Here is a 26,122-nt window from a genome sequence, read left to right as displayed (position 1 = left end):
CCATGGGTTCACGTTTCCGCGGCAAGGTCGTCGTCATCACCGGAGCATCGAGCGGCATCGGCCGGGCTGCTGCGCACGAGTTCGCGAAGCAGGGCGCCACGCTCGTCCTGGCCGCACGCGGGAAGGAGAGCCTCGAGGCCGCCGCCGCCGAGTGCCGGGAGCTCGGGGCCGAGGCCGTGGCGATCCCCACCGACGTCGCCGTCGAGCAGCAGGTGAACGACCTCGTGGGTGCCGTCACCTCCCGTTTCGGCCGGATCGACGTCTTCGTCGGCAACGCCGCACTCTTCGTCTACGGATTGTTCGACCAGACCCCGACCGAGGCCTTCAAGCGCGTCATCGACACCAACCTCCACGGCCACGTGCACGCGGTGAAGGCGCTCCTGCCGCACTGGAAGCAGCGCGGAGAGGGCACGTACGTCCTCGTCGGCTCGATCCAGTCACTGCTCTCCGCGCCGTACCAGTCGGCCTACGTGACGAGCAAGCACGCCGCGCTCGGCCTCATGGACGTCCTCGCCGACGAGCACCAGGGCACGGGCATCCGCTTCGGCGCAGTCCTGCCCTCCACGATCGACACCCCGATCTACCAGAACGGCGCGAACTACACCGAGAAGGCCTCGCACCCGTTGCCGCCCACCGTGTCGGTGCAGCGGGCCGCGAAGGCCGTCGTCGCCCAGGCCCGACACCCGAAGCGCAACCGGTACGTCGGCCGCATCCAGGCGTCGCTCGTCTCGGCGGAGTTCATCGTGCCGTGGCTCTTCCACCGCATCACCACGCCCGCGGTCGAGGTCTTCGCGCTCCGCGGGCACCAGGCCCCGACGGACGGCAACCTCTACGCGCCGAACGACGCCGGCAACGCCACCGACGGCGGCTGGGTCGCGAAGCGCCGTCGCGTCACCCGGCCGCTCGTCTGGCTCGGTGTCGCTGGTCTCGTCACGCTCGTGGTGCGGCGCGGCCGCCGCTGACGCCGCCACCGTACGGAGGGGAGGCCCCGGGTCCGGTCGGGCCCGGGCCTCCCGTCCGTCAGCTGTCGCGTCCGTCGAGCTCAGGCGTCCGGGGTAGCGGACCGGTGGGGGCTGCTCGTCGTCACGGTGTGACGCGCCGGTCCTGCTCGCTCACTCGAACATCTCCGCGAGCATCACCGCCGCGTCCCCGTCCACCACGTGCGCGGACCGCCGCTCCGGCCAGCGCAGGACGCCGTCGTCCGGCCAGCACGGCACGACGTGGAGGTGCAGGTGCGCCACGCTCTGTCCGGCGTCCGCTCCGGTCGCGCTCAGCACGACCACGCCGGTCGCACCGAGGGCCGCACGCATCGCCCGTCCCACCTGCTGCGCGAGCAGCGTCGTCGCCCGTAGCGCGTCCGGTGACACGTCCAGGAGGCCCGCGGCGTGCTCGCGAGGGACGACCAACGTGTGCCCCGGCGCGAGTTCCGACCCCGGCAGCGGCCGGAACGCGACCGCCGCGGGCTCCCGCTCGATCCAGACGGTGTCCGGGTCGTCCGTCGCGATGACCCGACAGAAGACGCAGTCGTCCGACTCCGTCCCCGTCACGAGCGCCCCGCCCGGTGTACCCGGAGTGCCTCCACCACGAGGGCGTGGTCGTCGTGCATCTCCAGGCCGCTGACGCCGACGGCACCGACGAGCGACCCGCGCACGACGAGCGGGAAGCCCCCACCAGCGGCCTGGTACTGCCGTGGGTCGAGCGCCGCGGCCTCGTCGAAGGTCGATCCACCGGCCTCGTACTGCGTCCGCACCGCGAGCGTCGAGTGGCCGAAGTGCCGGACCACCCGGAACTTCCGCTCCAACCAGGCGTCGTTCACCGCGCCGGAGCCGGGGGTCGCCGCGTGGAACACCCGCTGTTCGCCGAAGGACACCGCGAACCCCACGCCGAGCCCGCGCTCCAGGGCGGTCGCCCGCAGCCAGGAGCCCACCGCCCAGGCGTCGTCGAGGTCGAACGAGTCGTGGTCGAGCTCGCGTTCCTCCGCGAGCAGGACGGCGAGCTTCTGCTCGGTCCCGAGTTCGCGGTACTGGGCTCCGGTGGCGTCGGACATGGTGCTCCTCACGGGGACGGCGGTGTCGCTCGTCACCGTAGCGGCTTCCTCCTAGGCTGAGCGCGTGGAGTTCCCGGGGGAGGCGGACGGCGCGCGTGACGCGTCGACCTCTCCGGGGTCACCCCGGGGCACGCAGGACCAGCAGGACCACACGCCCCGAGAGGCTCGGCGCGCTCCGCGCGCTCGTCCTCACGGAGGCACCGACAGGTCCCCCGGGAACCCCACGCCCCTCGACGTGGTCGCCACCGCCCTGGCCGACGCGTTCCTCGCCTCCGGTGGGTGGGACGCCGACCACCTGACCGCCGCTGGGTACGACGTCGTCGGCCTGGAGCGTGCGTACGTGGGACTCGCGGTCCGGGCTGCTCTCGAGACGTACCCACGGCCTCCCGTCGGTGCTCCTCGCCAGCTGGCCGCCGTCTTGGCCGGGTCCCCACCGCTGGTGCGCCTGCACGACTCACGGCGCGACCGCCGACCGGTCCGGGTGCTCCTCCGTCGCGCCGTCTCGGTGCAGGCGGTCCCGACCGTGTCGAGTCGTCTCCTCGTCGACACCCTGCCCGAGCTCGCGCGCGAACTCGACGTGACCGTCGGTCGGCTGCTCTGGCTCGCCGACACCCGCGGGTGGAACCGTCGATCGGGTCCCTCGGGTCCGCTGCACCACCACCACCACCACGAGTGGGTGCGTCGACCCGGACGGACCCCGCGGCTGCTGGAGAAGCCGATGGACCTGCTCCGTCGGACTCAGCGCACCGTGCTCGACGAGCTGCTCGTGGTCCTGCCGGTGCACGACGCGGCACACGGCTTCGTCCCCGGACGCAGCGTCGTGACGGGTGCTGCCGCGCACGTCGGGCAGCAGATCGTGGTGTCGGCGGACCTCACCTCGTTCTTCGCGAGTGTGCGGGCACGGTCGGTGTACGGGGTGTTCCGGAGCGCCGGGTTCGCCGAACCGATCGCGCACGTCCTCACCGGACTCTGCACGCACCGGGTGCCGCCGCACGTCCTCACCGCGATGCCACCCGGGGGCGACCCGGACGAGCGGGCAGCGCTCCGTCGGGTGCTCGCCGAGTCGCACCTGCCGCAGGGGTCGTCGACCTCGCCGGCACTGGCGAACAGCGTGCTGCGACACCTCGATGCCCGACTCGCCGGCTGGGCGGCATCGGTCGGTGCTGCGTACACGCGGTACGCCGATGACCTGACGTTCAGCGGCGGTGCTCAGCTGGCGCGACGACCGGACGCGTTCCTCCGCGGTGTGCAGCGGATCGTCACGGACCAGGGGTACCGACTGAACGCGCGGAAGACCCGGGTCCGCCGCGCCGGCGTCCGTCAGTCCGTGACCGGCGTCGTCGTCAACGAGCGGACGGCACCCGGGCGCCGCGAGGTCGACCGGCTGCACGCGATCCTGCACAACTGCGTCGTGCACGGGCCGGCGTCGCAGGACCGCGGCGGGCACGCGGACTTCCGGGCGCACCTGCTCGGCCGGATCGGCTGGGTCGCCCAGGTGCACCCGGCTCGCGCGGTCCCGCTGCGCGAGGAGTTCGCTCGCATCATCTGGTGACCCCGAGCGCTGGTGTCCTCGGACCGGGCATCGCACGGCCCCACCGCTGCGCGGGAACCACCGCCCTGCTGGACCTTCCGTCGTTCGCGTCCGGTCGCTACCGTGGCGCCATGAGCGAGCACCGCGTCACCGCCCCGGAGCCCTCGGCCGACGGCAGCAAGCCGAAGGGGCCGGCGTCCTACTTCCCGAGCATCGCCACCACGTACGGGCGACCCGTGCAGGACTGGCTCGACCTGGCGGCAGACCGGCTGGACGACCACCGCCACATGGAGGTCGTCGAGTGGCTGAAGACCGAGCACGGCCTGGGGCACGGTCACGCGAACGCGGTCGTGGCCTACGTCCGACAGGCGCTCGCGCGCTGAGTCGTCGGTGCCGTCCCGTCGCCCCGTCGGTGGCGTCTCAGCCGAACAGCTCGCGCAGTCGGGGGATCGTGTCGGCGTCCTCGTGCGGACCGCCGCCCTCGTGGCCGTTGTACTCCCAGACGGTGATCTCCTTCGGCCCCGCCCACGCGTTGTACGCGGCGTACACGGTCGACGGCGGGCAGATCGGGTCCATCAGCGCGACCGAGAACCACGCCGGCGCACTCGCGCGGGCCGCGTGCAGCACCCCGTCGAAGTAGGCCAGGGTGCCGAAGACCCGGTCGGTCGCGGTGCGGTGCGTCGCCAGGTAGTCGACCAGCTCGTGGTACGGGTACGCGTCGGTGATCTGCGTCGCATGGCGGTGGTCGCAGAGGAACGGCACGCGCGGGAAGGCCCCGGCCAGCCCCTCGACCAGCCCGGCGACGGCGATCGCCAGGCCACCGCCCTGGCTGCCGCCGAGGACCGCGATCCGGTCGCTGTCGATCAGGTCGAGGTCCCGTGCGGCGTCGACCGCGCGGACGGCGTCGGTGGTGAGACGCCGGTAGTAGTAGGTGTCGGGGGACTCGATCCCGCGCGTCATGACCCCGGGGATCGCGGGTCCGGTGCCGTCCGGGTCGGGGGTGTCGCCGGTGGCCCAGCCCGAGCCCTGCCCGCGCGTGTCCATGAGCAGGTGCGCGACGCCGGCTGACCCCCAGAGCAGCCGCTCGGTCGGCAGGCCCCGACCGCCGCCGTACCCGATGTACTCCACGACGGCGGGGAGGGGGGCGTCGGCACCGCTGCCGGCGGGGACGGTGAGCCACGCGGCGATGCGCTGCCCGTCCCACCCGGCGAACGAGACGTCGTAGGTGTCGACGGTGGTCAGGCCGGTGTCGACCCGGTCGGCCCGCACCGAGATCGGGTGCGCACGGGCTGCGCTGAGCGTGCGTCGCCAGAAGTCGTCGAAGTCGTCCGGTTCGGCGACGCTGCCGCGGTACGAGGTGAGGTCCGGTCCGGTGATGTCGGTGTACACGGCTCCGACCCTGGCACGGCCCGGAGCGCGTGGGAAGGCCGATCGGGGCGATGCCACCGGCAGCGGACACGGCGAGGGCCACGCCGTACGGTGGACATGAGAACCGATCTCACGAAAGGACGGGACCATGACCGACACGACCGGACCCACCCCGGGGCAGGCGCCGGAGGACGAGCACCGCGTCGCCGAGCACGGCGTCAGCGAGCACGAGCACGAGGGCGACGGGGGCGAGCACGAGACCGTCGAGCACGGCGACCACGTCGACTTCGTGCACGACGGACACCGGCACGCTCGTCACGAGGACCACTACGACGAGCACTGAAGCCCGCTGACGCGGTGACGCCGGACGGGAGGCGCGGTGCCGGACGTGCACCGCGCCTCCCGTTCGTCGGTTGACGCGGTTGTCACCAGACGCGTACGCTCGGGTTGACACGGTTGACGGGAGGAGTCCGCATGGGATCGACACTGCACCGCTCGGGGACGCGGAGCGCGGGCGCACGGCGCACCGGGGGCGCGGCCGCCGTGGACCCCGTCGCGGCCCGGGGGCTCTCGACCACGGAAGCGGCCCTCGTCGACGCGATCGCCGACCGCGTCCGGCGCGGCCGAGCGGACGCGGCACTCACCGACACCGCGGACGTCGACGCGCTGGCCGAGCGGATGCTCGCCGCCCTGCCCACCGTCAAGCACGAGGCCGACGCCCTCGTCGGGCCCTTCTACGACACCGCCTCGCTGGCGACCTGGCGCGGTGTCACACGACAGGCGATCCACAAGGCGAGCCAGAAGCGCGACCTGCTCGGACTCAAGATCGGCGACGGCAGCCGCATCTTCCCCTCGTTCCAGTTCGGTGGTTCCGGTACGCCGCTGCCACACCTGCGCGAGGTCCTCGACCTGCTCGACCGCGACGGCATCGACCCCTGGGGCAGCGCGCTGTGGTTGAACACCGTCGCCGACGAGTTCGGCGGGACGACGGCTGCGCAGGCGCTCCGCGACGGCCGTGTCGAGCCCGTGCTGGCCGCCGCCCGCCGTGCCGCGAACGCCTGGCACGCCGACGCCTGAGTCCACCCCGATGACCCCGGCACACGAACCCCGACGCACCGACGTCGCCCAGGAGCCCCCGCACCGGGACGTCGACCTGTCGACGTTCCCCGCGGTGGAGTCCCGTGGGACCACCTTCTACCGGGCCAAGCGGCACGACCGCGGTGCCTGGTGGTTCGCGTCGACGCCTGCGGATGCCGACGGCGTCGACGGCGGTCGCTTCGACCTGGCCACGCCGCGCGGCACCTGTTACTGGGCGGACTCGGTCGAGGTCGCCGTCCGCGAGCGGCTGGCGCACCACACCCTCACCACCAACACCGTGTTCGCCGCACGTGCACGCGAGATGGTCGTCGTGTCGGCCCGCGCGTCACGCGGGCGCCGGTTCGCCGACGTCACCGACCCGGCGGCGGTCCGCTCAGGGGTCGGCGCCGAGCTGCAGACGATGGGGGACTACCGCGTGCCGCAGGCCTGGGCGCGGGCGTTCGACGGTGCCGGGTTCGCCGGGGTCCGCTACAGCACCCGGTTCACCAGCGCCGCCGACGCCAACGCGTGGGCGGTCTTCGGCAGTGCGGGGGTACCGACGCGGCCACGTCCCGAGCGTGTGCACCGTGACGGCATCACGGCGTGCCGGGAATCCGGCATCCGGGTGCTCGAGGACGGGTCGGACGCCGGCCCGGAGCGGTTCACGTTCGTCACCCCGCCGCGCTGAGGACCTCCGACCGGCGTGTGTCGGTGGCTCGTCCTACCGTGCCGCTCGTGGCCGAACCAGTCGATGCGTGGTGGCGCCGCCGACAGTGGTCGCGCGGTGTCCCGGTGCCGTACGCCGTCGGGGAGTTCCGCGCCGAGTGGGCTTCGTGGCCGGTCCTCGTCCGGCAGTACCACCCGGAGTGGAACGCGGGGGTCGTGCTCACGCAGGTCCCACCTGCTGCCGACGTCCTGCTGACGTGGGAGTGCGACGTCGGCCACGTCTTCGTCGCGACCCCGAGCGAGCAGCGGTCCCGTCCGGGCCGTGAGCGCCGACGGTCGGTGTGGTGCCCGGAGTGCGCGGTGCTCGCCCAGCCGCAGCGGTGGCCCGTCCTGCCGGAGGACTGGCCGGCCGGCGTCCCGGTCCCGCAGCGGGCGGTCCGCACGACCGGTCGGCAGACGCTGCCGGCGGCACCGGCTCGCGGTGGTGCTCGCGCCGCTGCCGCTGCCGCTCCCGCTCCCGCTGCGGGAGCGTCCGGCGCTGCCGGCCTGCCGAGCGGGGCGGTCGCGTCGACCCGCCGCGGGTCCGGCCGCTCTCCACGTGTGCGGGGCGCCCGGATCACGGCTGCCCGGACGATCTGCCCGAAGACCCCGCGCCTGCCGTCGGGGGAGTCGTTCGTCAGCCGGTGCGCGCCCGTGCCGGCCTCGGCGGTGGAGGCCGAACTCCGTGCCGCCCTGCGCGAGCGTCTCGACCTGACGTTCGACCACACCGCGATCCGCCTCGACCGGCCCTTCCACGAGCACGTCGAGGTCTGGCCGGACATCGTGCTGCCGGAACTCCGGGTCGCGATCGAGTACGACTCGACCGGTCGGCACGGGCTCGAGCACGTGGGCTCGCGCGAGGAGTCCGACCGGCGCAAGGACCGCGCGACCCGGGCCGTCGGGTGGGAGGTCCTGCGCATCCGCACCGGGCGTCTGCCGGCCCTCGGACCGTGGGACCTGCAGGTGTCGGGCGTGTCCGGGCGCACCGTCGACCGGCTCGTCGACGTCCTGCGCGAGATCCGCGGTCCTCTGTTCGTCGACGCCTACGCTCGCTGACCGTGGGGCGGCGAACCGACCGATCCGTCGCGCCCGTCCGACCCGCCGCGCCCGACCGATCCGTCGCGCCCGTCCGACCCGTCTGGCGCGCCCGACCCGTCTGGCCGCGCGGCTCGTCGCGCCCGTCCGACCGCGTCCCGTCACCTCGCTCGGGCACCCGGTGTGAGCGCTCCGATCATGTTCGGAGGGCCAGCGCCTCGCTCACCCACCGCGTGTGCAACGCCCACGGGTCCGGCACCCCGGCAGCGACGACCGCGACGTGCGCCAGGAGCTCCGGCGTCACCCGGAACCACTCGGTGCCGGGGTACCGCGAGGCCGCGAACTCCCCGTGACGCCGCCGCTCGAGCGTGCGGTCGCCCCGCTCGAAACCGAGCACGTCCTGGTGCGCGATCCGACCGAGCCGCTGCCGCGGGTTCGCGGTCGTCCCGATCTTGATCCGGTCCCCGGTGTCGTCGCGCATCCGGAGGTAGTAGACGACGTCGACCCGCGGTGCCCCGAGTCCGCCGTCGGGCACGTCCCCGAACCGCCACTCGCACACGGCGCAGAGCGTCCCGGACGGGAAGCGCACGCCGATCCGCCCGCCGCAGACGATGCACGGGCCCGGCAGGACGTCCTCCACCCCGACGTGCTCGGCGGCGAACTCGCTGACCTGGACGACGTGCCCGGTGCACAGCGGCACCGGCGTGTCGGCCGCCGCCAGGCGGTCGCACCCGGGCGCGCAGCACCCCGTGACCTCTGCCGACCGGACCATGTGCAGGACGCTACCGCTCGCCACCGACCCCGGCCCGGGCCTCCCGTCGGGTCCACCGTCACCGTGGCGCCCCGGTCGCCGCTTCAGTCCTCGAAGACCACGCCGACGGGTTCGTGCTTCTCCTCCTGGAACCGGTCCTCGGCACGCCCCAGCGCCCAGTACGCGGACAGTGACATGTCCGCCTTCTCGAGGCCCCAGTCGTCCTGCAGGACCCGACGGATCGCCTTGATCGCGGCTCGCTCGCCGTGCGCGAAGACGCGGGTCGGACGGGAGGCCCGCTGCAGCTCCCGGGTCGCGGCGAGCAGCAGCGTGCCCGGGTCGGCTCCGCCCGCGTCGCGGTGCAGCCAGCGGAGCACGACGCCTGCGGGGTGCACGAGCGGCTGTTCGTCGGCGGGGCCGGCCACCTCGATCACGGCGATCCCGGTGGCGGCGGGGTGCATCGTCTCCAGGGCGGCGCCGATGGCGGGCAGGGCACTGTCGTCGCCGAGCAGCACGTGCGTGACGGCCGGGTCGGTCGGTGGTGCGTAGCCGCCACCCGGACCCGACAGGGCGACGCGGTCGCCCGGCCGCGCGGCGAGGGCCCACGGTCCGGCGAGACCGTCGTCCCCGGACCCGGTCGAGGTGTGCACGACGAAGTCGATCGCGATCGTGCGCGCGACCGGGTCGACCTGCCGGACCGTGTACGTCCGTCGGGCCGGCAGGTCGGACTTCGGCGTCGTCGCGCGGAGGACGTCGAGGTCGTACGGGGGCTGCAGGCCGGTGCCCGGCTTCGGGAGCAGCAGCTTGACGTACTTGTCCGTCATGGCCAGGCGGTCGGGGTCGGCGGCGGCGACGAAGGCGTCGTACCCGGGGCCGCCCAGGTGCACGCGGACCATGTGCGGGGTGAGTCGTTCCGTGCGCTCGACGACCAGGACGTGCTGCGGGCGGTTCGGTTTCGGGCTCATCTGCGGACGAGTCTCCTTTCCTGGGTCTTCCCGTCGGAGGGTGACGACGGACACCAGGTGAGGTTAGCCTCACCTCATGAGCACGAACGTCGTCCCGTTCTCCGAGGCCCTGCGGGTCCGGACCCGGCGCTCGCACGGAGTCTCGGCGGGGAACGGCTTCATGCACGACCTCGTCGAGGGACGTTGTGACGTCGCCGACTACGCAGCCCTGCTCGGGCAGTACGCCTTCGTGTACGACGCCCTCGAACGTGCCGCTGACCGCATGGCGGGCCACCCCGTGGCGGCCCCGTTCGTGACGAGCCGACTCACCCGGATGCCGGGGATCCGGGCCGACCTGGAGTACCTGGTCGGACCGGACTGGGACGAGCTGCTCACCCCGCTGCCGGCGACGACGGCGTACGTCCGCCGGCTCAACGAGGTCGCGGCCACCTGGCCGGGCGGTTTCGTCGCACACCACTACACGCGGTACCTCGGCGACCTGACCGGCGGACACGCCATCGGCCGGTTGCTGGCCGACCAGTTCGGGTTCGAGACGAACGGCGTGCTGCTGTGGATCTTCGACCAGGTGGCCGACCCCGCGGCGTTCACGGACACCTACCGTGCCGAACTCGACGCGGCACCGTGGACCGAGGACGAGCGTGAGCGTGTCATCGCCGAGGTGGAACTGGCCTACCGGCTCGACGCCGGGTTGCTCGCGGCGGTCGACGGCACGCGCCTGCCGTCGGTCCTCGCCGACCCGGCCTGACCCGACGGAGCCAGCCGACCCGGCCGACGTGCCCCGTCCCTCCGGCCGTCCGGACGGTCGTCGTCACGAGGCTGCCGTGCCCGGTACGCTGCTGGCACGCCGGGACACCCCGGACCGACCCGGGCCACAACGCCCGGACCGACCCGGGAAGGACCCTGATGACGGCGATCGACGGTTCGACGCGCTTCGGACGCGCGCGTGACGACGTCAGCGGAGCGGTCGACAGCGACCTCCGCGCAGACGTGCGGTACCTCGGCAACCTGCTCGGGCGGGTGCTCAGCGAGACCGGCGGTGCCGACTTGCTGCGCGACGTCGAGTCCCTGCGCCAGGCGGTCATCGACGCGTACGAGGGCACCCACGCCGACGGGGCCGCGCGCGCCGAGGCGGTCGTCGCGGGTTTCTCCGCCGAACGTGCGGAAGAGGTCGCCCGCGCCTTCACGTCGTACTTCCACCTGGTGAACCTGGCCGAGGAACACCACCGCGTGCGTGTCCTCCGGTCCCGCGGGGACGACGGCGGTCAGCCGGGGGACTCGTTCCCCGCCACGTTCGTCGAACTCGTCGAGCAGGTCGGCGCCGACGAGGCCGCAGCCCGTCTCGAGGGGCTCCGGTTCCACCCGGTCCTCACCGCCCACCCGACCGAGGCCCGGCGCCGCGCGGTGACCACGGGCGTCCGCCGCATCACCGACCTCATCGACGAGCGCGACCGGACGAAGAACGCCACGGCCCGTGCCGAGAACGAACGGCGCCTGCTCGAGGAGATCGCGACCCTGCTGCGGACCTCACCGCTGCGCACCACCCGGCCGACCCCGCTCGACGAGGTCCGCACCGCCATGAGCGTCTTCGACCAGACCCTGTTCGAGATCGTGCCGCAGGTGTACCGCCTGCTCGACGACCGGCTGCAGGGCGACGACGCCGGCCGTGCCCCCGTGCAGGCGCCCGCGTTCGTGCGCTTCGGTACCTGGATCGGCGGGGACCGGGACGGCAACCCGCACGTGACCGCCGACGTCACCCGGCAGGCCGCCGAGATCGCCGCGGAGCACATCCTGCTCGGTCTGACCCGGGCCGCCACCCGCATCGGCAGCGCGCTGACGCTCGACGCCGACCAGACCCCGGCCGACGCCGGGCTCACCGCCCTCGTGGCCGCGCAGGAGTCGCTCGACCCGGACGTCGCCGAACGCATCGGGATCCGTGCGCCCAACGAGACGCACCGGCGGGCGCTGCTGTTCATCGCGGCCCGCATCGACGCCACCCGTCGCGACGACCGACCGCTCGCCTACCACGGTCCGGACGAGCTCCTCGCCGACCTCCGCGTCGTGCAGGGGTCGCTCACCGCCGCCGGTGCCGTCCGAGCCGCCAACGGCGAGCTGCAGAACCTCGTGTGGCAGGTGGAGACCTTCGGGTTCCACCTCGCCGAACTCGAGATCCGACAGCACTCCCAGGTGCACCGCACGGCCCTGGCCGAGATCCGGGCCGGGGGACCGCGCAGCGAGATGACGGAAGAGGTCCTCGCCGTCTTCCGCACCATCGCGGACCTGCAGCGCCGCTACGGCGTCCGCTCGGCGAGCCGCTACATCGTCTCCTTCACCCAGTCCGCCGCCGACCTGGCCAACGTGCACGAACTCGCGGTCGCAGCACTCGGATCGGTCGAGGCCGCGCCGGTGCTCGACGTCATCCCGCTGTTCGAGACCTTCGCCGACCTGCATGCCAGCGTCGACATCCTCGACGAGGCCGTCCGGACCGAGCCGTTCCAGCGACGCCTCGCCGCCACCGGGCGTCGACTCGAGGTCATGCTCGGCTACTCCGACTCGTCGAAGGACGTCGGCCCGGTGTCGGCCAACCTCGCGCTCTACGACGCCCAGGCCCGGATCGCGACGTGGGCGGCGTCGAACGACGTCGAGCTGACACTGTTCCACGGCCGTGGTGGCTCGCTCGGCCGCGGTGGCGGTCCAGCCAACGAGGCCGTCCTCGCGCAGCCGCCGGGGTCGATCGACGGCCGTCTCAAGCTCACCGAGCAGGGCGAGGTCATCTTCGCCCAGTACGGGGACCAGGACATCGCGGCCCGACACCTCGAGCAGATGGCCTCCGCGACGCTGTTCGCGTCCTCGCCGTCGAACGAGGCGCGGACCGCTGCCGCGGCCGAGCGCTTCGCCGGCCTCGCGCAGCAGCTCGACGACGTCTCGCGCGCCGCCTTCTACGACCTCGTCAAGGCGGACGGCTTCGCGCCGTGGTTCGCCCGTGTCACCCCGATGGAGGAACTCGGGCTCCTGCCGCTCGGTTCCCGCCCGGCCCGACGCGGCCTCAGCGTCGAGTCCCTCGAGGACCTGCGGGCGATCCCGTGGGTGTTCTCGTGGACGCAGGCGCGCATCAACCTCGCGGGCTGGTACGGCCTCGGCTCCGCACTCGAGGCCGTGGGTGACCTCGAGCTGCTCCGCACCGCCGCCGCCGAATGGCCCCTCTTCGCCGCCCTGCTGAAGAACGTCGAGATGTCACTGGCCAAGACCGACGTGCAGATCGCCCGGCGGTACCTCGAACTGGCGGACCGCGACGACCTCGGTCGGAAGGTCCTCGACGAGATGGACCGCACCCGCGGGTGGGTGCTCCGGATCAGCGGAGCCGAGGGCGTCCTCGAGGACCGTCCGGTCCTCGCCCGGGCCGTGCGTCTGCGCTCCCCGTACGTCGATGCCCTGTCGCACCTGCAGCTCCGGGCGCTCCGGTCGATCCGGACCTCCGGCAGCACCGACACCACCGATGCCGACCACCGTCTGCTGCTGCTGACGGTCAACGGCATCGCCGCCGGGCTCCAGAACACGGGGTGATCCCCCCGGACCGGGGGCGCAGGAGTCAGCGCGTCCTGTTCCCCCGGTCACCCACAATCGGTAGCCTCCCTGGAAGGCACGCGCACGTTCTCGAGGAGGCCCCGGAGACAATGGACATCGTCGTACACGAAGCCGGCACGGAAGCGGCGGTGCTCGAGTGCTCGGGCCGCCTCAACATGGTGTCTGCCCCTGCATTCCGCGAGACGGTCGCTTCCGTCATCGAAGGAGGACGCCCGCGCGTCGCCGTCGAGCTCTCGAAGGTCGAGTTCCTCGACTCGTCGGGACTCGGGGCGCTCGTCGGTGCGCTGAAGACGGCGCGACAGGCCGGGGGCGACCTCCGGATCGCCGCGCCCTCCGAGCAGGTGGCGATGGTCCTGAAACTGTCGAACATCGACAAGATCCTCCGTAGCTACGCCGACGGCGACGAGGCCGTCAGCGAATGGGTCTGACCGGGGCCGTCGTGGGCGAACACCGGTTGGACTTCGCGTCGCCGCCCGACGACGTCTCCTCGGTGCACGACTTCCTCGCCGACGTCTGGACGGCAGAGCCCGCGGTCAGCGTCGAGGACCGCATGGCCCTCGAGCTCGCGATCATCGAGCTCGCCTCGAACGTGATCGAGCACGCCACCTCCGGTGTGCCCTTGACGTGCTCGTTGACGCTCGCGGTGGCCTCGGACGCCCTGGAGGCCCGGATCACCGACGACGGCCGTCCCGCCGCCGTCGACGTGGCCGGTGCGACCCTGCCGGACGAGCTGGCGGAGAGCGGTCGTGGCCTCGCCCTCGTGCAGATGGTCGTCGACGAGTTGCGCTACGACCGTCACGGGGACGAGAACCGCTGGACGGTCCGGAAGGCCACCCGCGCGGACTGAGCCGCTTCCCGCACTGAATCCATCCGGATTCATGGACTCTGTCCACCTCGTGGCAGCCTTCCGGTGATGACCGAACTGCCCGACCCCCGGACCGTCTTCGAGACGACCGGGACCGACCTCGATGCCGCCCGCGCGATGTTCGAGGAGGCCTACGGCGCGTCGGGGTTCCTGCCGGAGCGGTCCGAGCGTGACTTCGGTTACCGGTTCCGGTCCGTCGGCGACGCGACGATGTCGTTCCGGTCGACGCGCTACGACGCGCGGATGGTCGGTGAGGTCGCGTCGCCCGACGAGTTCGTCGTCACATGGGTGGGCGAGGGTGGCGGTGTCGTGGACGTCGGCCGGGACGAGGTCGCGCTCGCGCCCGGCCGCCCGGTCGTGTTCCCGAATGAGCGCCCCTTCCGGTTCGACCTCGCCGACGTCCGGCAGAACCTCGTGCAGATCGATCGTGTCTTCCTCGAGCGCGTCGCCGCCGAGGTGCACGGCACCGAGCCCGGCACCCTCGTGCTCGACCATGCCGTCCCGCCGGGGGCCGAGGCGGTCCGCGCCTGGAACGCCCAGGTGCAGGACGCTGCCCGGATCCTGTTCGGCAGCGCCCCGGTGTCCGTGCTCGCCCTCGCCGAGACCGCCCGCCGGACCGCGCTCGCGCTGCTGAGCACGTTCCCGCACCACGTCGTCGCACGCCGGTTCCCGGTCCCGACCGGCGCGTCCGGCCGGGTCCGTGCGGCAGTCGAGTACATGCAGGCGGTGGCGCACACCCCGATCACGACCACGGACGTGGCCGAGCACGTCGGGCTGAGCGTCCGCGGGTTGCAGCAGGCGTTCCAGCGGCAGATCGGTGTCGCACCGAACGCCGTGCTGCGCGGCATCCGGCTCGATCGGGTCCGCGACGAGCTCCGCGCCGGATCGCCCGCCGAGACGACCGTCGCCAGCGTCGCGGTGCAGTGGGGGTTCGCGCACCTCGGGCGGTTCTCGGCCGCCTACGCACGCCGGTTCGGGGAGTACCCGCGCGACACCCTGCACACCTGACCGGGTCCCGAGCGGACGGGTCGGGCGCTTGGTCGGCGCCGTCGGCCCGTGCGCCCGCTCGACACGCCGCTCATCTCCCGCGCGACATGCCACCGGATCGCGCGACACTCCGCGGATGTCCGCCGTCCACGGGCCCGCGATATTCATACTCCTCACATGGAGACGCAGTCCGGTGCACGCACCCCCCTCGTCGACCCCTTCGGTCGTGAACTCGAGGAGTGGTTGCGCGACGCTCCGGCGACGCGTTCCCCGTACGTCGCCGACCTCGTCGTGCCTCCGGTCACCGGCCCGGTCCGTCGTCCGGTGCTGCCGCCCGTCGAGGCGCAGGACGAGCCCACCGCCCACACGGAGCCGGCGGCCGTGGCCGACGTGCTCGCCGTCGAGCAGGCGGACGACCGAGCCTTCCGCCGCGACCGTGCCCGGCACGTCGCCGTCTGCGCCCCGTCCTTCCCCGAGCCCCCCGAGCGGCTCGCCCTGCGCATCGACGACCTCGCCGTCGCACTCGACGCCGCCAGCGGCCGGACGACGATCGAGCGCATCGACCTGCTCGAGGACGAGGTCCGTGTCCGTGACGAGGACCTGGCCCGCCTCGCCGCCTGGGAGGCCGTCGTCGCCGGCTTGTCCGGCACCGAGGTGTCCGAGGCCGAGATCGCAGGGGCCCGCGCCTTCGCCCGAGAGGTCTTCGCCGACCTGCTCGCCGACGCCGCGCGCGAGGCCGACCGCCGCGAGCGCGCCGCGCTCCGCCGGGCTGCCACGGCTCCGGTCCTCGTCGGTGCCGTCCGAGCGCTCCTGCCCGCGCCGCACGCCGCGGTCACCGAACCGGTCGCGCTCGTCCTGCCCGTCGTCCTCGACTCCGCGGCCGACCGTGACGACGCCGACGACCTCGACGATGCGGTGACCGCTCCGGCAGCGACCGCCGTCGGACCACGCGCCGCCGTCCGACCCGTGTCGGGCCTCCAGTCCGTCACGCCGGTCTCGCCGCCGCTGCCGGCCTCGGGTCGCCCCACGCCGCTCGTGCAGCCGGCCACCGGGCCGACGGTCATCGACCGCGAGGCCTTCGCCGCGGTGCTCCGCGCCCACACCGGCGAGACGCCCGTCGTCTCCGTCGCCGTCCCGGCCGCGCCGCCGGTCGTCGCGGAGGACACCACGGCCACCGCGTCCACCGAGGGCACGACGGTCGTCGACACCGTCGACCGGGAGGCCCGTGGCGCCGCCGCCACCGAGACCGGCCCCGGTTGGTGGGCGCGTCTCGTCGCCCGCCTCCTGCACCTCGTCGGCCGACGCTGACCCCCGGTCCGACCCCCGCGTCTCGGTACACTGACGGGATGCCGACGCTCCGAGAACTGCAGTCCGTCGTCGAGTCCCTGTGGCCGGCGGCCGGGGCGGAGTCCTGGGACTCCGTCGGCCTCGTCTCCGGTGACCCGGACGCGCCGGTCGAGCACGTCCACCTCGCCGTCGACGCCGTCCCGGACACTGCTCGCGAGGCCGTCGCAGTCGGCGCGGACCTGCTGCTCACGCACCACCCGCTGCTGCTGCGGGGCGTGACGACGATCGACGAGTCCACCTACAAGGGCTCGGTGCTCGCGACGCTGGTCCGGGGCGGGTGCGCGCTGCTCGCCGCCCACACGAACGCCGACGTCGTGACCACGGGGACCTCCGCGGTGCTCGCCGACCGGATCGGTCTCGTCGACCAGCGCCCGATCGACCCCGCCGGCGACGGTGTGACCGGGATCGGCCGCGTCGGCGTGCTGTCAGAGCCGATGCCGCTCGGAGCCCTGGCCCGCCGGATCGTCGACGTCCTGCCCGCCACGGCGACCGGCGTCCGCGTCTCGGGGGAGTACGACCACCCCGTGCGCACGGTGGCGCTCTGTGCCGGTGCGGGTGACTCGTACCTCGGGCACCCGGCGGTGCGTGCGGCCGACGTCTACGTGACGAGCGATCTCCGGCACCACCCCGCCTCGGAGTTCCGCGAGCAAGCGCTGCTCACCGACGGACCGGCACTCATCGACACGTCACACTGGGCGACGGAGTGGCTCTGGCTCGACGTCGCCGCCGAGCAGCTCCGGGCCGCCGCCGGCGTCCAGGTGACGGTGAGCGACCTCCGTACCGACCCGTGGGACTTCGCCGTCCTGCCATCCGCACCCAACGAAGGAGCCTGACCATGAAGGCATCACCCGAGGACCAGGCCACCCTGCTCGACCTCCAGCGGCTCGACAACGACATCACGCGTCTGGCGCACCGGATCAGTTCGCTGCAGAAGGGGGAGCACCTGACGGAGCTCGGCGCCCGGGCGGCCGCCCTCCGCGCGCAGCTCGTCGTCGCCGTCGGCGAGGTCGAGGACGCCGAGCGCGACCTGGCCCGCCTCGAGTCCGACACCGCGACCGCCCAGGCCCGGGTCGAGCGCGACACCACGCTGCTGCAGAACGTCGGCAACGCGAAGGACGCCGCCGGGCTCCAGAACGAGCTCGACTCGCTGAACCGGCGCATCGGCGACCTCGAGACGCAGGAGCTCGAGGTCATGGAGACGCTGGACCGCCTCCGCGCCCGGGTCGGCGACATCGAGTCGCAGCTCGCCGAACTCGACGGCGAACGGGGTCGACTGATGGGCGTCCGCGACGACGGCATCGCCCGCTTCGAGAAGGACCGGGTCGCGGCCGTGCAGGCTCGCTCGGACGTGGCGGCTGCGGTGCCGGCCGACCTGCTCGCACTGTACGAGCGACAGCGCGCACGGTACGGGTTCGGTGCCTCGCTGCTGCAGGGTGGGGTGTCGACGGCGTCCGGTGTGACGTTGACGAACTCCGACCTGGCGGCCATCCGGGCAGCGGCGCCGGACGACGTCGTGCTCTGCCCGGACAGCGACGCGATCCTGGTCCGGACGGCGGAGTCCGGCCTGTAGTCGGACCGACTCGATCGCGGCGTCCGACGAACAGGACAGCCCGGCACCGCGCGGTGCCGGGCTGTCGTCTTCGGTACGGTCCTGGGCGAACGGGCCGGCCGTACGCCGGGTTCTGTCCCGCGACTTCCGCCGCGGTGACGGCCATCTCTCTCGGACCGACGTTGCCGTCGGCCTCCAGCGGTCTACCCGAGGACTCAGCGAGCAGCTTCGACATCCTCTGTCTGACCTTGCTCCGGGCGAGGTTTACCGAGCGGATCCGGTCACCCGGACCCCTGGTGGTCTCTTACACCACCGTTTCACCCTTACCGACGTCACCGCCGGCGGTCTGCTTTCTGTGGCACTGTCTCGCGGATTGCTCCGGGTGGGTGTTACCCACCGCCCTGCTCTGTGGAGCCCGGACGTTCCTCGGCACTCCCGGGGGAGTGACGCGACCGTCTCACCGACCCGTTCGCTCTGCAGAGTCTAGCGGGAGACGGCACACGCACGCCCGCCCGCGTCCGGGGAGGGCTAGTGCGCGCTCCGTGCAGCCAGGGTCGCCGCACCGATGATGCCGGCGTTGTTGCGGAGCGTCGCCGGGATGATCTCGGCCTGCAGGTCGAGCAGCGGCAGGAACTCCTCGTACTGCTTCGAGACCCCGCCGCCGACGACGAACAGCTCCGGGGAGAGCAGCGCCTCGAGCCGCGAGTAGTACTTCTGCAGCCGCTTCGCCCAGTGCTTCCACGACAGGTCGTCGCGCTCCTTGGCGGCGAACGACGCCTTCGTCTCGTAGTCGACTCCGTCGATCTCGAGGTGACCGAGCTCCGCGTTGACGATGAGCACGCCGTCGTTGATGAGCGCCGTGCCGATGCCGGTCCCCAGGGTCGTCATGATGACGAGACCGTCGCGGCCCTTCGCGGCACCGAACTGCTGCTCGGCGAACCCCGCGGCGTCAGCGTCGTTGACGAAGTGGATGGAGCGGCCGAGCTCCTTCTCGAAGAGCGCCTCGGCCTCGAAACCGATCCACTTCTTCGAGACGTTGGCAGCAGACATGGTCTTGCCGCCGCGCACGATCGCCGGGAAGCAGACGCCGACGGCGACGTCGGAGGCCGGGGACAGGTCGTCGAGGATCGACTTCGCGACGTCGACGATGTCCTGCGGCTTGCCGCCCTCGGGCGTGGCCTTCTTGATCCGGTCGGTGGTGAGCTGACCGGACTCGGTGTCGACGATCGCGCCCTTGATGCCTGTTCCGCCGATGTCGACGCCGACTGCGAGTGAGGTCATGAGGAACGGTGCCTTCCGGTAGTCGTGCTTCGGGGTGGTGCGGTCAGGAGACGGTGAGGAGCTCGGCGCCGCGTTCGGTCACGACGAGCGTGTGTTCGAACTGCGCGGTCCACGACCGGTCACGCGTGGTGACGGTCCAGTCGTCGTCCCAGATGTCGGCCTCGATGCCACCGAGGGTCAGCATCGGTTCGATCGTGAAGACCATGCCGGGTTCGATGACGGTGTCGTACCGGACGTCGTCGACGTGGGGGATGATCAGCCCGGAGTGGAACGCCCGACCGACGCCGTGGCCGGTGTAGTCGCGGACGACGCCGTAGCCGAAGCGCTTGGCGTAGGACTCGATCGCGCGCCCGATGACGTTCACCTGACGCCCCGGTGCGACGGCGCGGATGCCGCGGCGCATCGCCTCCTCGGTCCGGGTGACGAGGTCCTGGACCTCCTGGGACGCCGAGCCCACCACGAAGGTGCGGTTCGTGTCGCCGTGCATGCCGTCCTTGTACGCGGTGATGTCGATGTTGACGATGTCACCGTCCTGCAGCACGGTGTCGTCCGGGATCCCGTGGCAGATGACCTCGTTGAGGGACGAGCAGAGCGACTTCGGGAACCCGCGGTAGCCGAGCGTGGACGGGTAGGCCCCGTGTCCGACGACGAACTCGTGGCCGATGCGGTCGAGCTCGTCGGTCGTGACACCCGGGCGGATCGCGGCGCCGACGGCATCGATGGCCTGCGAGGCGATCCGCCCGGCCGTGCGGATGCGTTCGACCTCGTCCGGCGTGTACGTGTCGCCGAGACCGTGCTCGTGCGGTTCGACTTTGCCGACGTACTCCGGCCGCTCGACGTCCTTCGGCACGGGCCGCTGCGGGGAGATCCGGCCGGCGGTCAGGTGTCCGTGTTCGTCCCGGGGCATGCGCTCCACTCTAGCGGCGTGTCGGAGACCGCCGCCGCCCGGTGCGGTCGGCGGGTACGGTCGGGCCCATGACCGACGAGCGCATCGAATCCCAGTGGTGGTACAACGACAAGACCGGCGAGGTCGAGCAGGGCCTCAAGTCGACGAACCGACACCACATCGGTCCGTTCGCCACCCGCGACGAGGCCGCGCACGCCCTCGACCGCATCCGCGCGAACAACGAGCGCGCCGACGCGGCCGACGCCGAGGGCTGAGCCGCTAGTCCGCCGAGCGGTCGCTGTCCTCCGCCGGGAGTTCGGGCTCGGTGCGGAAGCCGATGATCTTGTGCGTGCCGTCGCAGTACGGCTTCAGCATCGACTTGCCGCACCGGCAGAGCGCCACGGTCCGGCGGCGCCGGGGCAGCTCCTGCCCGTCCGGCCCGAGCACCGCGACGTCGCCGCGGAGCAGGAACGGCCCGTCCGGGTAGGCGACGATCGACGGTTCGTCGGCCTGTTCACGCGACATCGGCGACCCCGCCCGGCGTGACGAGTGCGTCGTCGAGGGGGCGACGCAGCGAGCTGCGTCCGGCCTCCCAGCTCGACAGCAACTGCGCCCCGGCCATCCCCTCGACCGTCAGGCACGCCGCTGCCCCGAACATGACGTCGTCCAGGAGGGTCGGATCGGCCTCCACGAGCCCACCGGCGAGGTCGCGCCCGGCGATCTGCTCGTGCACGGCGTCGGCCTCGACGTGCTCGTCGAAGTACCAGGTCGCGTCCTCGTCGAACCCGTTCCGCCGGAACCCGTCCCCGTAGAGCTTGCTCGGGATCGACGACGTCATCTCGAACGCGGCGAGGTGCCCGACGATCGCACCGCGCAGGCGCCGGTGCAGCCCGAACATGCTCATCATGTTGAGCGCGCCGAGCGTGATCGCCGGCAGGTGGTCGACGTAGGCGCCGTACGAGTCGTCGAGCCCCGCTGCCCGGAGCGTCCGCGCGAAGATCGCCGAGTGCATGCGCTTCGGGCGTCCGCCGCCGTACTCGTCCGACTGGATCTCGACGAGCGCCGCCTTCGCGCGCCCGGACAGACGGGGGATCGCCCAGCTGTGCGGGTCCGCCTCCTTCAGGGTGTACACGGTCTTCTGCACGAGGAACTCGCGGATCTGCTCACGGTCGGCCTTGCGCGCCACCCACCGCGAGACACTCGGCCCGCTGTCGGCTGCGGTGAGGGCGAAGAGGGCCGCCGACACGCCCTCCGCGGTCGGCTCCGGTCGTTCCGGCACCGGCACGACGGCGCGGACGGCGGCCTCGAGGGCCGTCTCGAGCACGGCGCGTGTCGTGAGCAGCGTGGTGTCCCACTCCAGACGGTCGTCGACGCCGTCGACCCCGCCGTAGTGGAGTTCGTACAGGACGAACAGGGCGAGCTGGACGTCGTCGTCGTCCAGGACGTCGGACGAGGCGGCGACGGCGGCGGCCGCGGTGGTCGGCAGAGACGCATCGGGTGCGCCGGCGAGCAGCGCGTCGAGGACGGCCGCACTCAGCGCGCCGCGCGGCTCCGGTGCCGGCATGGGGGTCTGGGTGAGGACTTCGGCGGCGTCGAGGACGGCCATGACGTTGCTCCTTCGCGGATCGGTACCGGTCCGATACTGGTCGGTACCCCTGACAACGGGCCGCGCGGGACGTCGACCGCGCGCGTCCCGCCCACGACCAGCGGCTCGGGCACTAGCCTGTGTGCACGGTCGCGATGCGGCCTCCGGCGAGCCGCGATGCGGCCCGGCGAACACGGAAAGGTCGCGCATGGACAAGCAGACGGACTTCGTGCTCCGCACCATCGAGGAGCGCGGGATCAAGTTCATCCGACTCTGGTTCACCGACGTGATCGGCACCCTGAAGTCGGTCGCCATCGCGCCGGCCGAGGTCGAGGGCGCGTTCGCCGAGGGCATCGGCTTCGACGGTTCGGCGATCGAGGGGCTCACCCGCTCGTACGAGGCCGACGTGCTCGCACACCCGGACCCGTCGACCTTCCAGATCCTGCCGTGGCGCGGTGAGGTCGACCCGACCGCGCGGATGTTCTGCGACATCACGACGCCGGACGGGCAGCCCGCCGTCGCGGACCCCCGCAACGTGCTCAAGCGCACCCTCGCCAAGGCGAGCGACCGCGGCTTCACGTTCTACACGCACCCCGAGATCGAGTTCTACCTGCTGAAGAGCCGCGACTGGAAGGACGGCGGCCCCCAACCCGTCGACCGGGCGGGTTACTTCGACAACGTGCCCGGCGGGAGCGCCCACGACTTCCGGCGGCGCTCCGTGCGTATGCTCGAGGACCTCGGCATCTCGGTCGAGTTCAGCCACCACGAGGCCGGTCCGGGGCAGAACGAGATCGACCTCCGCTACGCCGACGCACTGACGATGGCGGACAACATCATGACCTTCCGCACGGTCGTGAAGGAGGTGGCGATCGAGCAGGGTGTCTACGCGACCTTCATGCCGAAGCCGCTGTCCGGCCAGCCCGGGTCCGGGATGCACACGCACGTGTCGCTCTTCGAGGGTGACCAGAACGCGTTCTACGAGCCCGGTGGCGAGTACCAGCTCTCGCCGACCGCCAAGCACTTCATCGCGGGAGTGCTCAAGCACGCCCCGGAGATCACCGCCGTGACGAACCAGTTCGTCAACTCGTACAAGCGCCTCTGGGGCGGCGACGAGGCACCCTCCTTCGTCACGTGGGGCCACAACAACCGCTCGGCGCTCGTCCGCGTCCCGCTGTACAAGCCGAACAAGGGCCAGTCCGCGCGCATCGAGTACCGCGGCATCGACTCCGCCGCGAACCCCTACCTGGCGTACTCGCTCCTGCTCGCCGCCGGGCTCAAGGGCATCGAGGAGGGCTACGAACTCCCCGCCGAGGCCGAGGACAACGTCTGGAGCCTGTCCGACTCGGAGCGCAAGGCCCTCGGGTACAGCCAGCTGCCGGCGAGCCTCGACCACGCCCTGTCGCTCATGGAGGACTCGGAGCTCGTCGCCGAGACCCTCGGGGAGCAGGTGTTCAACTTCGTCCTGCTCAACAAGCGGCAGGAGTGGAAGCGGTACCGCGACCAGGTGACGCCGTTCGAGCTCGACACGAACCTCGGCATGCTCTGACCATCCGGAAGCGCACCACGGGAGTACTCGCGAGATGACCAGCAGGACGGCGACGTCGCGGTCGCAACTGGCCCGGCTCGGCTTCGCCGACCTGTCCGGGACCCTCGAGCGGATCGCCGCCCTGGAGGCCCGTCCCACGTCGGACCCGCGGGTCCCGATCGCGGACGCCGAGTCCGTCTGGGCCGCCACCGCGGACCCGGACGGCGCGCTGCTCGCCGTCGAGCGGCTCATCCAGTCGGCGCCCGAGCGACTCCGCCCGGTCCTGGCCGACCCAGGGGCCACGGAGCGGTTGGTCCGGCTGCTCGGCTCCTCGATCGGCCTCGCCGAGTTCCTGCAGCGCCGACCGGACGAGCTCGGCCTGCTGCTCGAGCCGGTGACGCCGCCGTGGTCGCAGGAGCGGTACACGGCGTCGTTGACCGACGCGGTCGACGGCGCCTCCGGGGAGACGGCCCGGCGCCGTCTCCGTGTCCGCTACCGACGGCACCTCGCGCAGATCGCGCTGTTCGACGTGCTGCACGCGGTCCCGACCGAGGCGTTCCCGGCCGTCGCCGCCGGGCTCGCCGACCTCGCGGGGGCCGCCCTCGACGTCGCGGTGGCGGTCGCACGCCGCGAGGTCCCGTTCCCCGCGGCCGACGTGGCCGCCACACCGCTCGCCGTCATCGCGATGGGCAAGGCCGGCGCGCGGGAGCTCAACTACGTCAGCGACGTCGACGTCATCTTCGTCACCGAGCCGACCGAGCCGCAGGAGGGGGACGACGCGCCCCGCATCAGCACCGACCGCGCGGTGCTCATCGCCACGCGGCTCGCGATCGCGGCGACGCACGTCATCACCGACCTCGCCGCGGAGCCCGCGCTCTGGGAGGTCGACGCGAACCTCCGGCCGGAGGGCAAGGACGGCGCGCTCGTGCGCACGCTCGAGTCCCACGTGGCCTACTACGAGCGGTGGGCGAAGGGGTGGGAGTTCCAGGCGCTGTTGAAGGCCCGTGCGATCGCCGGTTCGACGGACCTGGGGGAGCGCTACGTCGCCGCGGTGGCCCCGTTCGTCTGGGAGTCGTCGAAGCGCCCGGGGTTCGTCGAGTCCGTGCAGCGGATGCGGGAGCGCGTCACCGCCCACATCCCGGACGCCCAGGTCGACCGGCAGCTCAAGCTCGGGCCGGGCGGCCTGCGCGACGTCGAGTTCACGGTGCAGTTGCTCCAGCTCGTGCACGGCCGCGACGACGAGTCCGTGCGCGTCCGGTCGACGCTCGAGGCGATGGACGCCCTGGCCACGGCCGGGTACGTCGGTCGCGTCGAGGCGGCCCGGTTCGGGCCGGACTACGCGCTGTTGCGCGTGCTCGAGCACCACATCCAGCTCCGCCGCCTGCAGCGGACCCACCTCATGCCGAGTGACGAGGACGAGCTCCGGGTCCTCGCCCGGTCGACGCGCCTGGCGTCCTCGGCGGCCGCGCTGCAGGACCGGTGGCGCTCGGTGAAGCTCGAGGTGCGCGGACTCCACGAGCGGCTCTTCTACCGGCCGATGCTCTCGGCGGTGGCCGCGACCGACGGCGAGATCGTGCTCACGAGCGGCCAGGTCCGTGATCGTCTCACGGCGATCGGCTTCCTCGACCCCGACGGCGCCGTCACCCACATCCGGGCCCTGACACAGGGGACGTCACGGCGAGCGACCATCCAGCGGAACTTGCTGCCGGTGCTCCTGCGCTGGATGGCCGAGGGACCCGCTCCGGACCGCGCCCTGCTGGCCTTCCGTCGGCTCAGCGACACGCTGGGGGAGTCGAGCTGGTTCCTCCGGATGCTCCGCGACTCCTCGGGTGCCGCCCACAGCCTCACCACGGTGCTGTCCGAGTCGGCGTTCCTGTCCGGCCTGCTCGAGCGCTTCCCGGAGGCCGTCGCCTGGCTGGACGAGCCCGAGACCCTGCTGCGGCCCCGTCCACTGCCGGCGCTGCTCGCCGAGACCGGTGCGACGACCGCTCGACACGGTGACGCCGTGGACACCGCCGCATCGCTCCTCCGCGGAGTCCGTCGCCGTGAGACCCTCCGGCTCGGCATGGCGGCGGTCCTCGGTCACCTCGGCGTCGACGGGCTCGGGCCGGCGCTCAGCGACGTGACCGAGGCCACCCTGAGCGGTGCGTTGGACCTCGCGCGACGGGACGCGCCCGGAGGGCTGGAGTTCGGGGTCATCGCGATGGGGCGGTACGGCGGCCGTGAGCTCGGGTTCGGCTCCGATGCCGACGTCCTCTTCGTCTACCGGTCGTCGACGGTGTCGAACGAGGTCGCGTCCCGTGCGGCACAGGTGATCGTGCGCGAACTGAACCGGCTGACCGAGGACGCGCTGCACCCGTTCGACCTGGACATCGACCTGCGGCCCGAGGGGAAGAACGGGCCGGTCGTCCGGTCGTTCGACTCGTACGCGGCCTACTACGCCCGCTGGTCGCTCACGTGGGAGGCCCAGGCGCTGCTCCGGGCGCGCGGCGCCGTGGGGGACGAGCAGTTGCTGCGCGACTTCGAACACCTCGCCGACCGGACGCGCTACCCGGACGCGATCGAGGAGCGCGAGGTGCGCGAGGTCCGGCGGATCAAGGCACGCGTCGAGTCGGAGCGCCTCCCGCGCGGTGCCGACCCCGCCAGGCACCTCAAGCTCGGGCGCGGCTCCCTCAGCGACGTGGAGTGGTTCGTGCAGCTGCTCCAGCTGCAGCACGGACGCGAGCATCCGGCACTCCGCACCACCTCGACGCTGGAAGCGCTCGAGGCCGCGACCGACGCGGGCTGGGTGGCCGCGGAGGACGCCGAGAAGCTCGCGGCGGCGTGGCGCTTCGCCTCGCGGACCCGGAGTGCGCTCGTGCTCTGGTCCGGCCGGACCACCGACGTCCTGCCGGTCGAGCGGACGCAGCTCGAGGGCATCGCGCGACTGCTCGAGTACCCGCCCGGGTCCGCGTCGCAGCTCGAGGAGGACTACCTCGCGGTCACCCGCCGGGCGCGACAGGTCTTCGAGCGCGAGTTCTACGGCGCCTGAGACGC

At 72.6% G+C, this 26,122-nt stretch carries 27 protein-coding genes and 1 other RNA gene; 18 read left to right on the top strand and 10 right to left on the bottom strand.

All coding sequences use genetic code 11. The annotated features are described in order from the left end of the window. Nucleotides 1-2 precede the first annotated feature (2 nt). Nucleotides 3-962 (top strand): SDR family NAD(P)-dependent oxidoreductase, encoded by a 960-nt coding sequence (locus DEI83_RS02730; protein WP_111080265.1) that lies wholly within the window; start codon nt 3-5, stop codon nt 960-962. Nucleotides 963-1,112: 150 nt separating this feature from the next. Here the strand turns inward: DEI83_RS02730 and DEI83_RS02725 are convergent, their stop codons facing one another. Together DEI83_RS02725 and DEI83_RS02720 are read right to left on the bottom strand one after the other, a co-directional pair. Continuing rightward, complete coding sequence (locus DEI83_RS02725; RefSeq protein WP_111080264.1) at nt 1,113-1,547, bottom strand: HIT family protein; 435 nt, start codon at nt 1,545-1,547, stop codon at nt 1,113-1,115. Next, entirely contained in the window at nt 1,544-2,047 is a 504-nt protein-coding gene (locus tag DEI83_RS02720; RefSeq protein ID WP_111080410.1) for a heme-degrading domain-containing protein, read from the bottom strand. Before DEI83_RS02720 ends, DEI83_RS02725 begins: the two co-directional genes overlap by 4 nt. 235 nt (nt 2,048-2,282) lie before the next feature. Here DEI83_RS02720 and DEI83_RS02715 point away from each other — a divergent pair, with 235 nt between their 5' ends. Further along, on the top strand, nt 2,283-3,599 hold the full coding sequence (locus DEI83_RS02715) for a reverse transcriptase family protein (RefSeq protein ID WP_111080263.1): 1,317 nt from the start codon (nt 2,283-2,285) through the stop codon (nt 3,597-3,599). Between the two features lie 110 nt (nt 3,600-3,709). Continuing rightward, entirely contained in the window at nt 3,710-3,961 is a 252-nt protein-coding gene (locus DEI83_RS02710) for a DUF4287 domain-containing protein (RefSeq protein WP_111080409.1), read from the top strand. A gap of 37 nt (nt 3,962-3,998) precedes the next feature. Here the strand turns inward: DEI83_RS02710 and DEI83_RS02705 are convergent, their stop codons facing one another. Next, nucleotides 3,999-4,967 carry an acetylxylan esterase gene (locus tag DEI83_RS02705; RefSeq protein ID WP_258371023.1) on the bottom strand — a complete coding sequence of 323 codons (969 nt, stop codon included), beginning with the start codon at nt 4,965-4,967 and terminating at the stop codon, nt 3,999-4,001. Between the two features lie 127 nt (nt 4,968-5,094). On the opposite strand from DEI83_RS02705, the gene DEI83_RS02700 reads away from it, so the two are divergent. From DEI83_RS02700 to DEI83_RS02685, 4 genes are all read left to right on the top strand, one after another. Next, a complete protein-coding gene (locus DEI83_RS02700; protein WP_111080261.1) occupies nt 5,095-5,289 on the top strand; it encodes a zinc transporter permease in 195 nt (64 codons plus the stop codon). A 131-nt stretch (nt 5,290-5,420) separates the two neighbouring features. Further along, complete coding sequence (locus tag DEI83_RS02695; RefSeq protein ID WP_111080260.1) at nt 5,421-6,023, top strand: hypothetical protein; 603 nt, start codon at nt 5,421-5,423, stop codon at nt 6,021-6,023. 10 nt (nt 6,024-6,033) lie between these two features. Then, nucleotides 6,034-6,711 carry an RES family NAD+ phosphorylase gene (locus DEI83_RS02690; RefSeq protein ID WP_111080259.1) on the top strand — a complete coding sequence of 226 codons (678 nt, stop codon included), beginning with the start codon at nt 6,034-6,036 and terminating at the stop codon, nt 6,709-6,711. A 47-nt stretch (nt 6,712-6,758) separates the two neighbouring features. Next, nucleotides 6,759-7,784 (top strand): hypothetical protein, encoded by a 1,026-nt coding sequence (locus tag DEI83_RS02685; protein WP_111080408.1) that lies wholly within the window; start codon nt 6,759-6,761, stop codon nt 7,782-7,784. Between the two features lie 175 nt (nt 7,785-7,959). Here the strand turns inward: DEI83_RS02685 and DEI83_RS02675 are convergent, their stop codons facing one another. Both DEI83_RS02675 and DEI83_RS02670 read right to left on the bottom strand, forming a co-directional pair. Further along, on the bottom strand, nt 7,960-8,535 hold the full coding sequence (locus DEI83_RS02675; protein WP_111080258.1) for a GIY-YIG nuclease family protein: 576 nt from the start codon (nt 8,533-8,535) through the stop codon (nt 7,960-7,962). Nucleotides 8,536-8,618: 83 nt separating this feature from the next. After that, the gene (locus tag DEI83_RS02670) at nt 8,619-9,479 is read right to left on the bottom strand and encodes a siderophore-interacting protein (RefSeq protein WP_111080257.1); all 861 of its coding nucleotides are present in this window, start codon (nt 9,477-9,479) and stop codon (nt 8,619-8,621) included. 76 nt (nt 9,480-9,555) lie between these two features. Here DEI83_RS02670 and DEI83_RS02665 point away from each other — a divergent pair, with 76 nt between their 5' ends. The 8 genes from DEI83_RS02665 (at nt 9,556) to DEI83_RS15795 (ending at nt 17,830) form a co-directional block, all read left to right on the top strand. After that, nucleotides 9,556-10,224 carry a heme oxygenase (biliverdin-producing) gene (locus DEI83_RS02665; RefSeq protein ID WP_111080256.1) on the top strand — a complete coding sequence of 223 codons (669 nt, stop codon included), beginning with the start codon at nt 9,556-9,558 and terminating at the stop codon, nt 10,222-10,224. Nucleotides 10,225-10,382: 158 nt separating this feature from the next. Then, nucleotides 10,383-13,040, top strand: coding sequence for a phosphoenolpyruvate carboxylase (locus DEI83_RS02660; RefSeq protein ID WP_111080255.1), 2,658 nt, complete (start codon nt 10,383-10,385; stop codon nt 13,038-13,040). A gap of 110 nt (nt 13,041-13,150) precedes the next feature. Beyond that, nucleotides 13,151-13,489 (top strand): STAS domain-containing protein, encoded by a 339-nt coding sequence (locus DEI83_RS02655; protein ID WP_110825419.1) that lies wholly within the window; start codon nt 13,151-13,153, stop codon nt 13,487-13,489. Then, nucleotides 13,480-13,908, top strand: a complete 429-nt coding sequence (locus DEI83_RS02650; RefSeq protein ID WP_111080254.1) for an ATP-binding protein — start codon at nt 13,480-13,482, stop codon at nt 13,906-13,908. The genes DEI83_RS02655 and DEI83_RS02650 overlap by 10 nt, the downstream gene beginning before the upstream one ends. 66 nt (nt 13,909-13,974) lie before the next feature. After that, the gene (locus DEI83_RS02645) at nt 13,975-14,934 is read left to right on the top strand and encodes a helix-turn-helix domain-containing protein (protein ID WP_111080253.1); all 960 of its coding nucleotides are present in this window, start codon (nt 13,975-13,977) and stop codon (nt 14,932-14,934) included. 156 nt (nt 14,935-15,090) lie between these two features. Continuing rightward, nucleotides 15,091-16,221, top strand: a complete 1,131-nt coding sequence (locus DEI83_RS02640) for a hypothetical protein (RefSeq protein WP_111080252.1) — start codon at nt 15,091-15,093, stop codon at nt 16,219-16,221. Nucleotides 16,222-16,259: 38 nt separating this feature from the next. Beyond that, on the top strand, nt 16,260-17,093 hold the full coding sequence (locus DEI83_RS02635) for a Nif3-like dinuclear metal center hexameric protein (RefSeq protein ID WP_111080251.1): 834 nt from the start codon (nt 16,260-16,262) through the stop codon (nt 17,091-17,093). 2 nt (nt 17,094-17,095) lie between these two features. Continuing rightward, nucleotides 17,096-17,830, top strand: coding sequence for a zinc ribbon domain-containing protein (locus DEI83_RS15795; protein WP_181431042.1), 735 nt, complete (start codon nt 17,096-17,098; stop codon nt 17,828-17,830). 86 nt (nt 17,831-17,916) lie between these two features. On the opposite strand, the gene rnpB is transcribed toward DEI83_RS15795, so the two are convergent. The 3 genes from rnpB to map form a co-directional block, all read right to left on the bottom strand. Then, nucleotides 17,917-18,277, bottom strand: an RNA gene (gene rnpB, locus DEI83_RS02625) — RNase P RNA component class A. 60 nt (nt 18,278-18,337) lie between these two features. Then, nucleotides 18,338-19,090 (bottom strand): polyphosphate--glucose phosphotransferase, encoded by a 753-nt coding sequence (ppgK, locus tag DEI83_RS02620; RefSeq protein ID WP_111080250.1) that lies wholly within the window; start codon nt 19,088-19,090, stop codon nt 18,338-18,340. 43 nt (nt 19,091-19,133) lie between these two features. Further along, nucleotides 19,134-19,997, bottom strand: coding sequence for a type I methionyl aminopeptidase (gene map / locus DEI83_RS02615; RefSeq protein ID WP_111080249.1), 864 nt, complete (start codon nt 19,995-19,997; stop codon nt 19,134-19,136). A gap of 68 nt (nt 19,998-20,065) precedes the next feature. Between map and DEI83_RS02610 the strand changes: the two genes are divergently transcribed. Continuing rightward, the gene (locus tag DEI83_RS02610; protein ID WP_111080248.1) at nt 20,066-20,251 is read left to right on the top strand and encodes an SPOR domain-containing protein; all 186 of its coding nucleotides are present in this window, start codon (nt 20,066-20,068) and stop codon (nt 20,249-20,251) included. A gap of 4 nt (nt 20,252-20,255) precedes the next feature. Here the strand turns inward: DEI83_RS02610 and DEI83_RS02605 are convergent, their stop codons facing one another. Then, complete coding sequence (locus DEI83_RS02605; RefSeq protein ID WP_111080247.1) at nt 20,256-20,501, bottom strand: CDGSH iron-sulfur domain-containing protein; 246 nt, start codon at nt 20,499-20,501, stop codon at nt 20,256-20,258. Beyond that, nucleotides 20,491-21,582, bottom strand: a complete 1,092-nt coding sequence (locus tag DEI83_RS02600; RefSeq protein WP_258371021.1) for an iron-containing redox enzyme family protein — start codon at nt 21,580-21,582, stop codon at nt 20,491-20,493. The genes DEI83_RS02605 and DEI83_RS02600 overlap by 11 nt, the downstream gene beginning before the upstream one ends. A 187-nt stretch (nt 21,583-21,769) precedes the next feature. On the opposite strand from DEI83_RS02600, the gene glnA reads away from it, so the two are divergent. Both glnA and DEI83_RS02590 read left to right on the top strand, forming a co-directional pair. Continuing rightward, nucleotides 21,770-23,107 carry a type I glutamate--ammonia ligase gene (gene glnA, locus DEI83_RS02595; protein WP_111080246.1) on the top strand — a complete coding sequence of 446 codons (1,338 nt, stop codon included), beginning with the start codon at nt 21,770-21,772 and terminating at the stop codon, nt 23,105-23,107. A 34-nt stretch (nt 23,108-23,141) separates the two neighbouring features. Continuing rightward, nucleotides 23,142-26,117, top strand: a complete 2,976-nt coding sequence (locus DEI83_RS02590; RefSeq protein ID WP_111080245.1) for a bifunctional [glutamine synthetase] adenylyltransferase/[glutamine synthetase]-adenylyl-L-tyrosine phosphorylase — start codon at nt 23,142-23,144, stop codon at nt 26,115-26,117. The last annotated feature ends 5 nt before the right edge of the window (nt 26,118-26,122 follow it).

It is taken from the genome of Curtobacterium sp. MCBD17_021 (assembly GCF_003234525.1).
Lineage (GTDB): Bacteria > Actinomycetota > Actinomycetes > Actinomycetales > Microbacteriaceae > Curtobacterium.
Note: the sequence above shows the minus strand (reverse complement) of the source record. Positions and strands in the feature narration are given on the sequence as shown.

Excerpts from the sequence above, each read along its gene's own strand:
- DEI83_RS02730 (WP_111080265.1), top strand. The coding sequence starts at position 3 with ATGGGTTCACGTTTCCGCGGCAAGGTCGTCGTCATCACCGGAGCATCG.
- DEI83_RS02720 (WP_111080410.1), bottom strand. The coding sequence starts at position 2,047 with ATGTCCGACGCCACCGGAGCCCAGTACCGCGAACTCGGGACCGAGCAG.
- DEI83_RS02710 (WP_111080409.1), top strand. The coding sequence starts at position 3,710 with ATGAGCGAGCACCGCGTCACCGCCCCGGAGCCCTCGGCCGACGGCAGC.
- DEI83_RS02700 (WP_111080261.1), top strand. The coding sequence starts at position 5,095 with ATGACCGACACGACCGGACCCACCCCGGGGCAGGCGCCGGAGGACGAG.
- DEI83_RS02695 (WP_111080260.1), top strand. The coding sequence starts at position 5,421 with ATGGGATCGACACTGCACCGCTCGGGGACGCGGAGCGCGGGCGCACGG.
- DEI83_RS02690 (WP_111080259.1), top strand. The coding sequence starts at position 6,034 with ATGACCCCGGCACACGAACCCCGACGCACCGACGTCGCCCAGGAGCCC.
- DEI83_RS02675 (WP_111080258.1), bottom strand. The coding sequence starts at position 8,535 with ATGGTCCGGTCGGCAGAGGTCACGGGGTGCTGCGCGCCCGGGTGCGAC.
- DEI83_RS02670 (WP_111080257.1), bottom strand. The coding sequence starts at position 9,479 with ATGAGCCCGAAACCGAACCGCCCGCAGCACGTCCTGGTCGTCGAGCGC.
- DEI83_RS02665 (WP_111080256.1), top strand. The coding sequence starts at position 9,556 with ATGAGCACGAACGTCGTCCCGTTCTCCGAGGCCCTGCGGGTCCGGACC.
- DEI83_RS02660 (WP_111080255.1), top strand. The coding sequence starts at position 10,383 with ATGACGGCGATCGACGGTTCGACGCGCTTCGGACGCGCGCGTGACGAC.
- DEI83_RS02655 (WP_110825419.1), top strand. The coding sequence starts at position 13,151 with ATGGACATCGTCGTACACGAAGCCGGCACGGAAGCGGCGGTGCTCGAG.
- DEI83_RS02650 (WP_111080254.1), top strand. The coding sequence starts at position 13,480 with ATGGGTCTGACCGGGGCCGTCGTGGGCGAACACCGGTTGGACTTCGCG.
- DEI83_RS02645 (WP_111080253.1), top strand. The coding sequence starts at position 13,975 with ATGACCGAACTGCCCGACCCCCGGACCGTCTTCGAGACGACCGGGACC.
- DEI83_RS02640 (WP_111080252.1), top strand. The coding sequence starts at position 15,091 with ATGGAGACGCAGTCCGGTGCACGCACCCCCCTCGTCGACCCCTTCGGT.
- DEI83_RS02635 (WP_111080251.1), top strand. The coding sequence starts at position 16,260 with ATGCCGACGCTCCGAGAACTGCAGTCCGTCGTCGAGTCCCTGTGGCCG.
- DEI83_RS15795 (WP_181431042.1), top strand. The coding sequence starts at position 17,096 with ATGAAGGCATCACCCGAGGACCAGGCCACCCTGCTCGACCTCCAGCGG.
- ppgK (WP_111080250.1), bottom strand. The coding sequence starts at position 19,090 with ATGACCTCACTCGCAGTCGGCGTCGACATCGGCGGAACAGGCATCAAG.
- map (WP_111080249.1), bottom strand. The coding sequence starts at position 19,997 with ATGCCCCGGGACGAACACGGACACCTGACCGCCGGCCGGATCTCCCCG.
- DEI83_RS02610 (WP_111080248.1), top strand. The coding sequence starts at position 20,066 with ATGACCGACGAGCGCATCGAATCCCAGTGGTGGTACAACGACAAGACC.
- DEI83_RS02605 (WP_111080247.1), bottom strand. The coding sequence starts at position 20,501 with ATGTCGCGTGAACAGGCCGACGAACCGTCGATCGTCGCCTACCCGGAC.
- DEI83_RS02600 (WP_258371021.1), bottom strand. The coding sequence starts at position 21,582 with ATGGCCGTCCTCGACGCCGCCGAAGTCCTCACCCAGACCCCCATGCCG.
- glnA (WP_111080246.1), top strand. The coding sequence starts at position 21,770 with ATGGACAAGCAGACGGACTTCGTGCTCCGCACCATCGAGGAGCGCGGG.
- DEI83_RS02590 (WP_111080245.1), top strand. The coding sequence starts at position 23,142 with ATGACCAGCAGGACGGCGACGTCGCGGTCGCAACTGGCCCGGCTCGGC.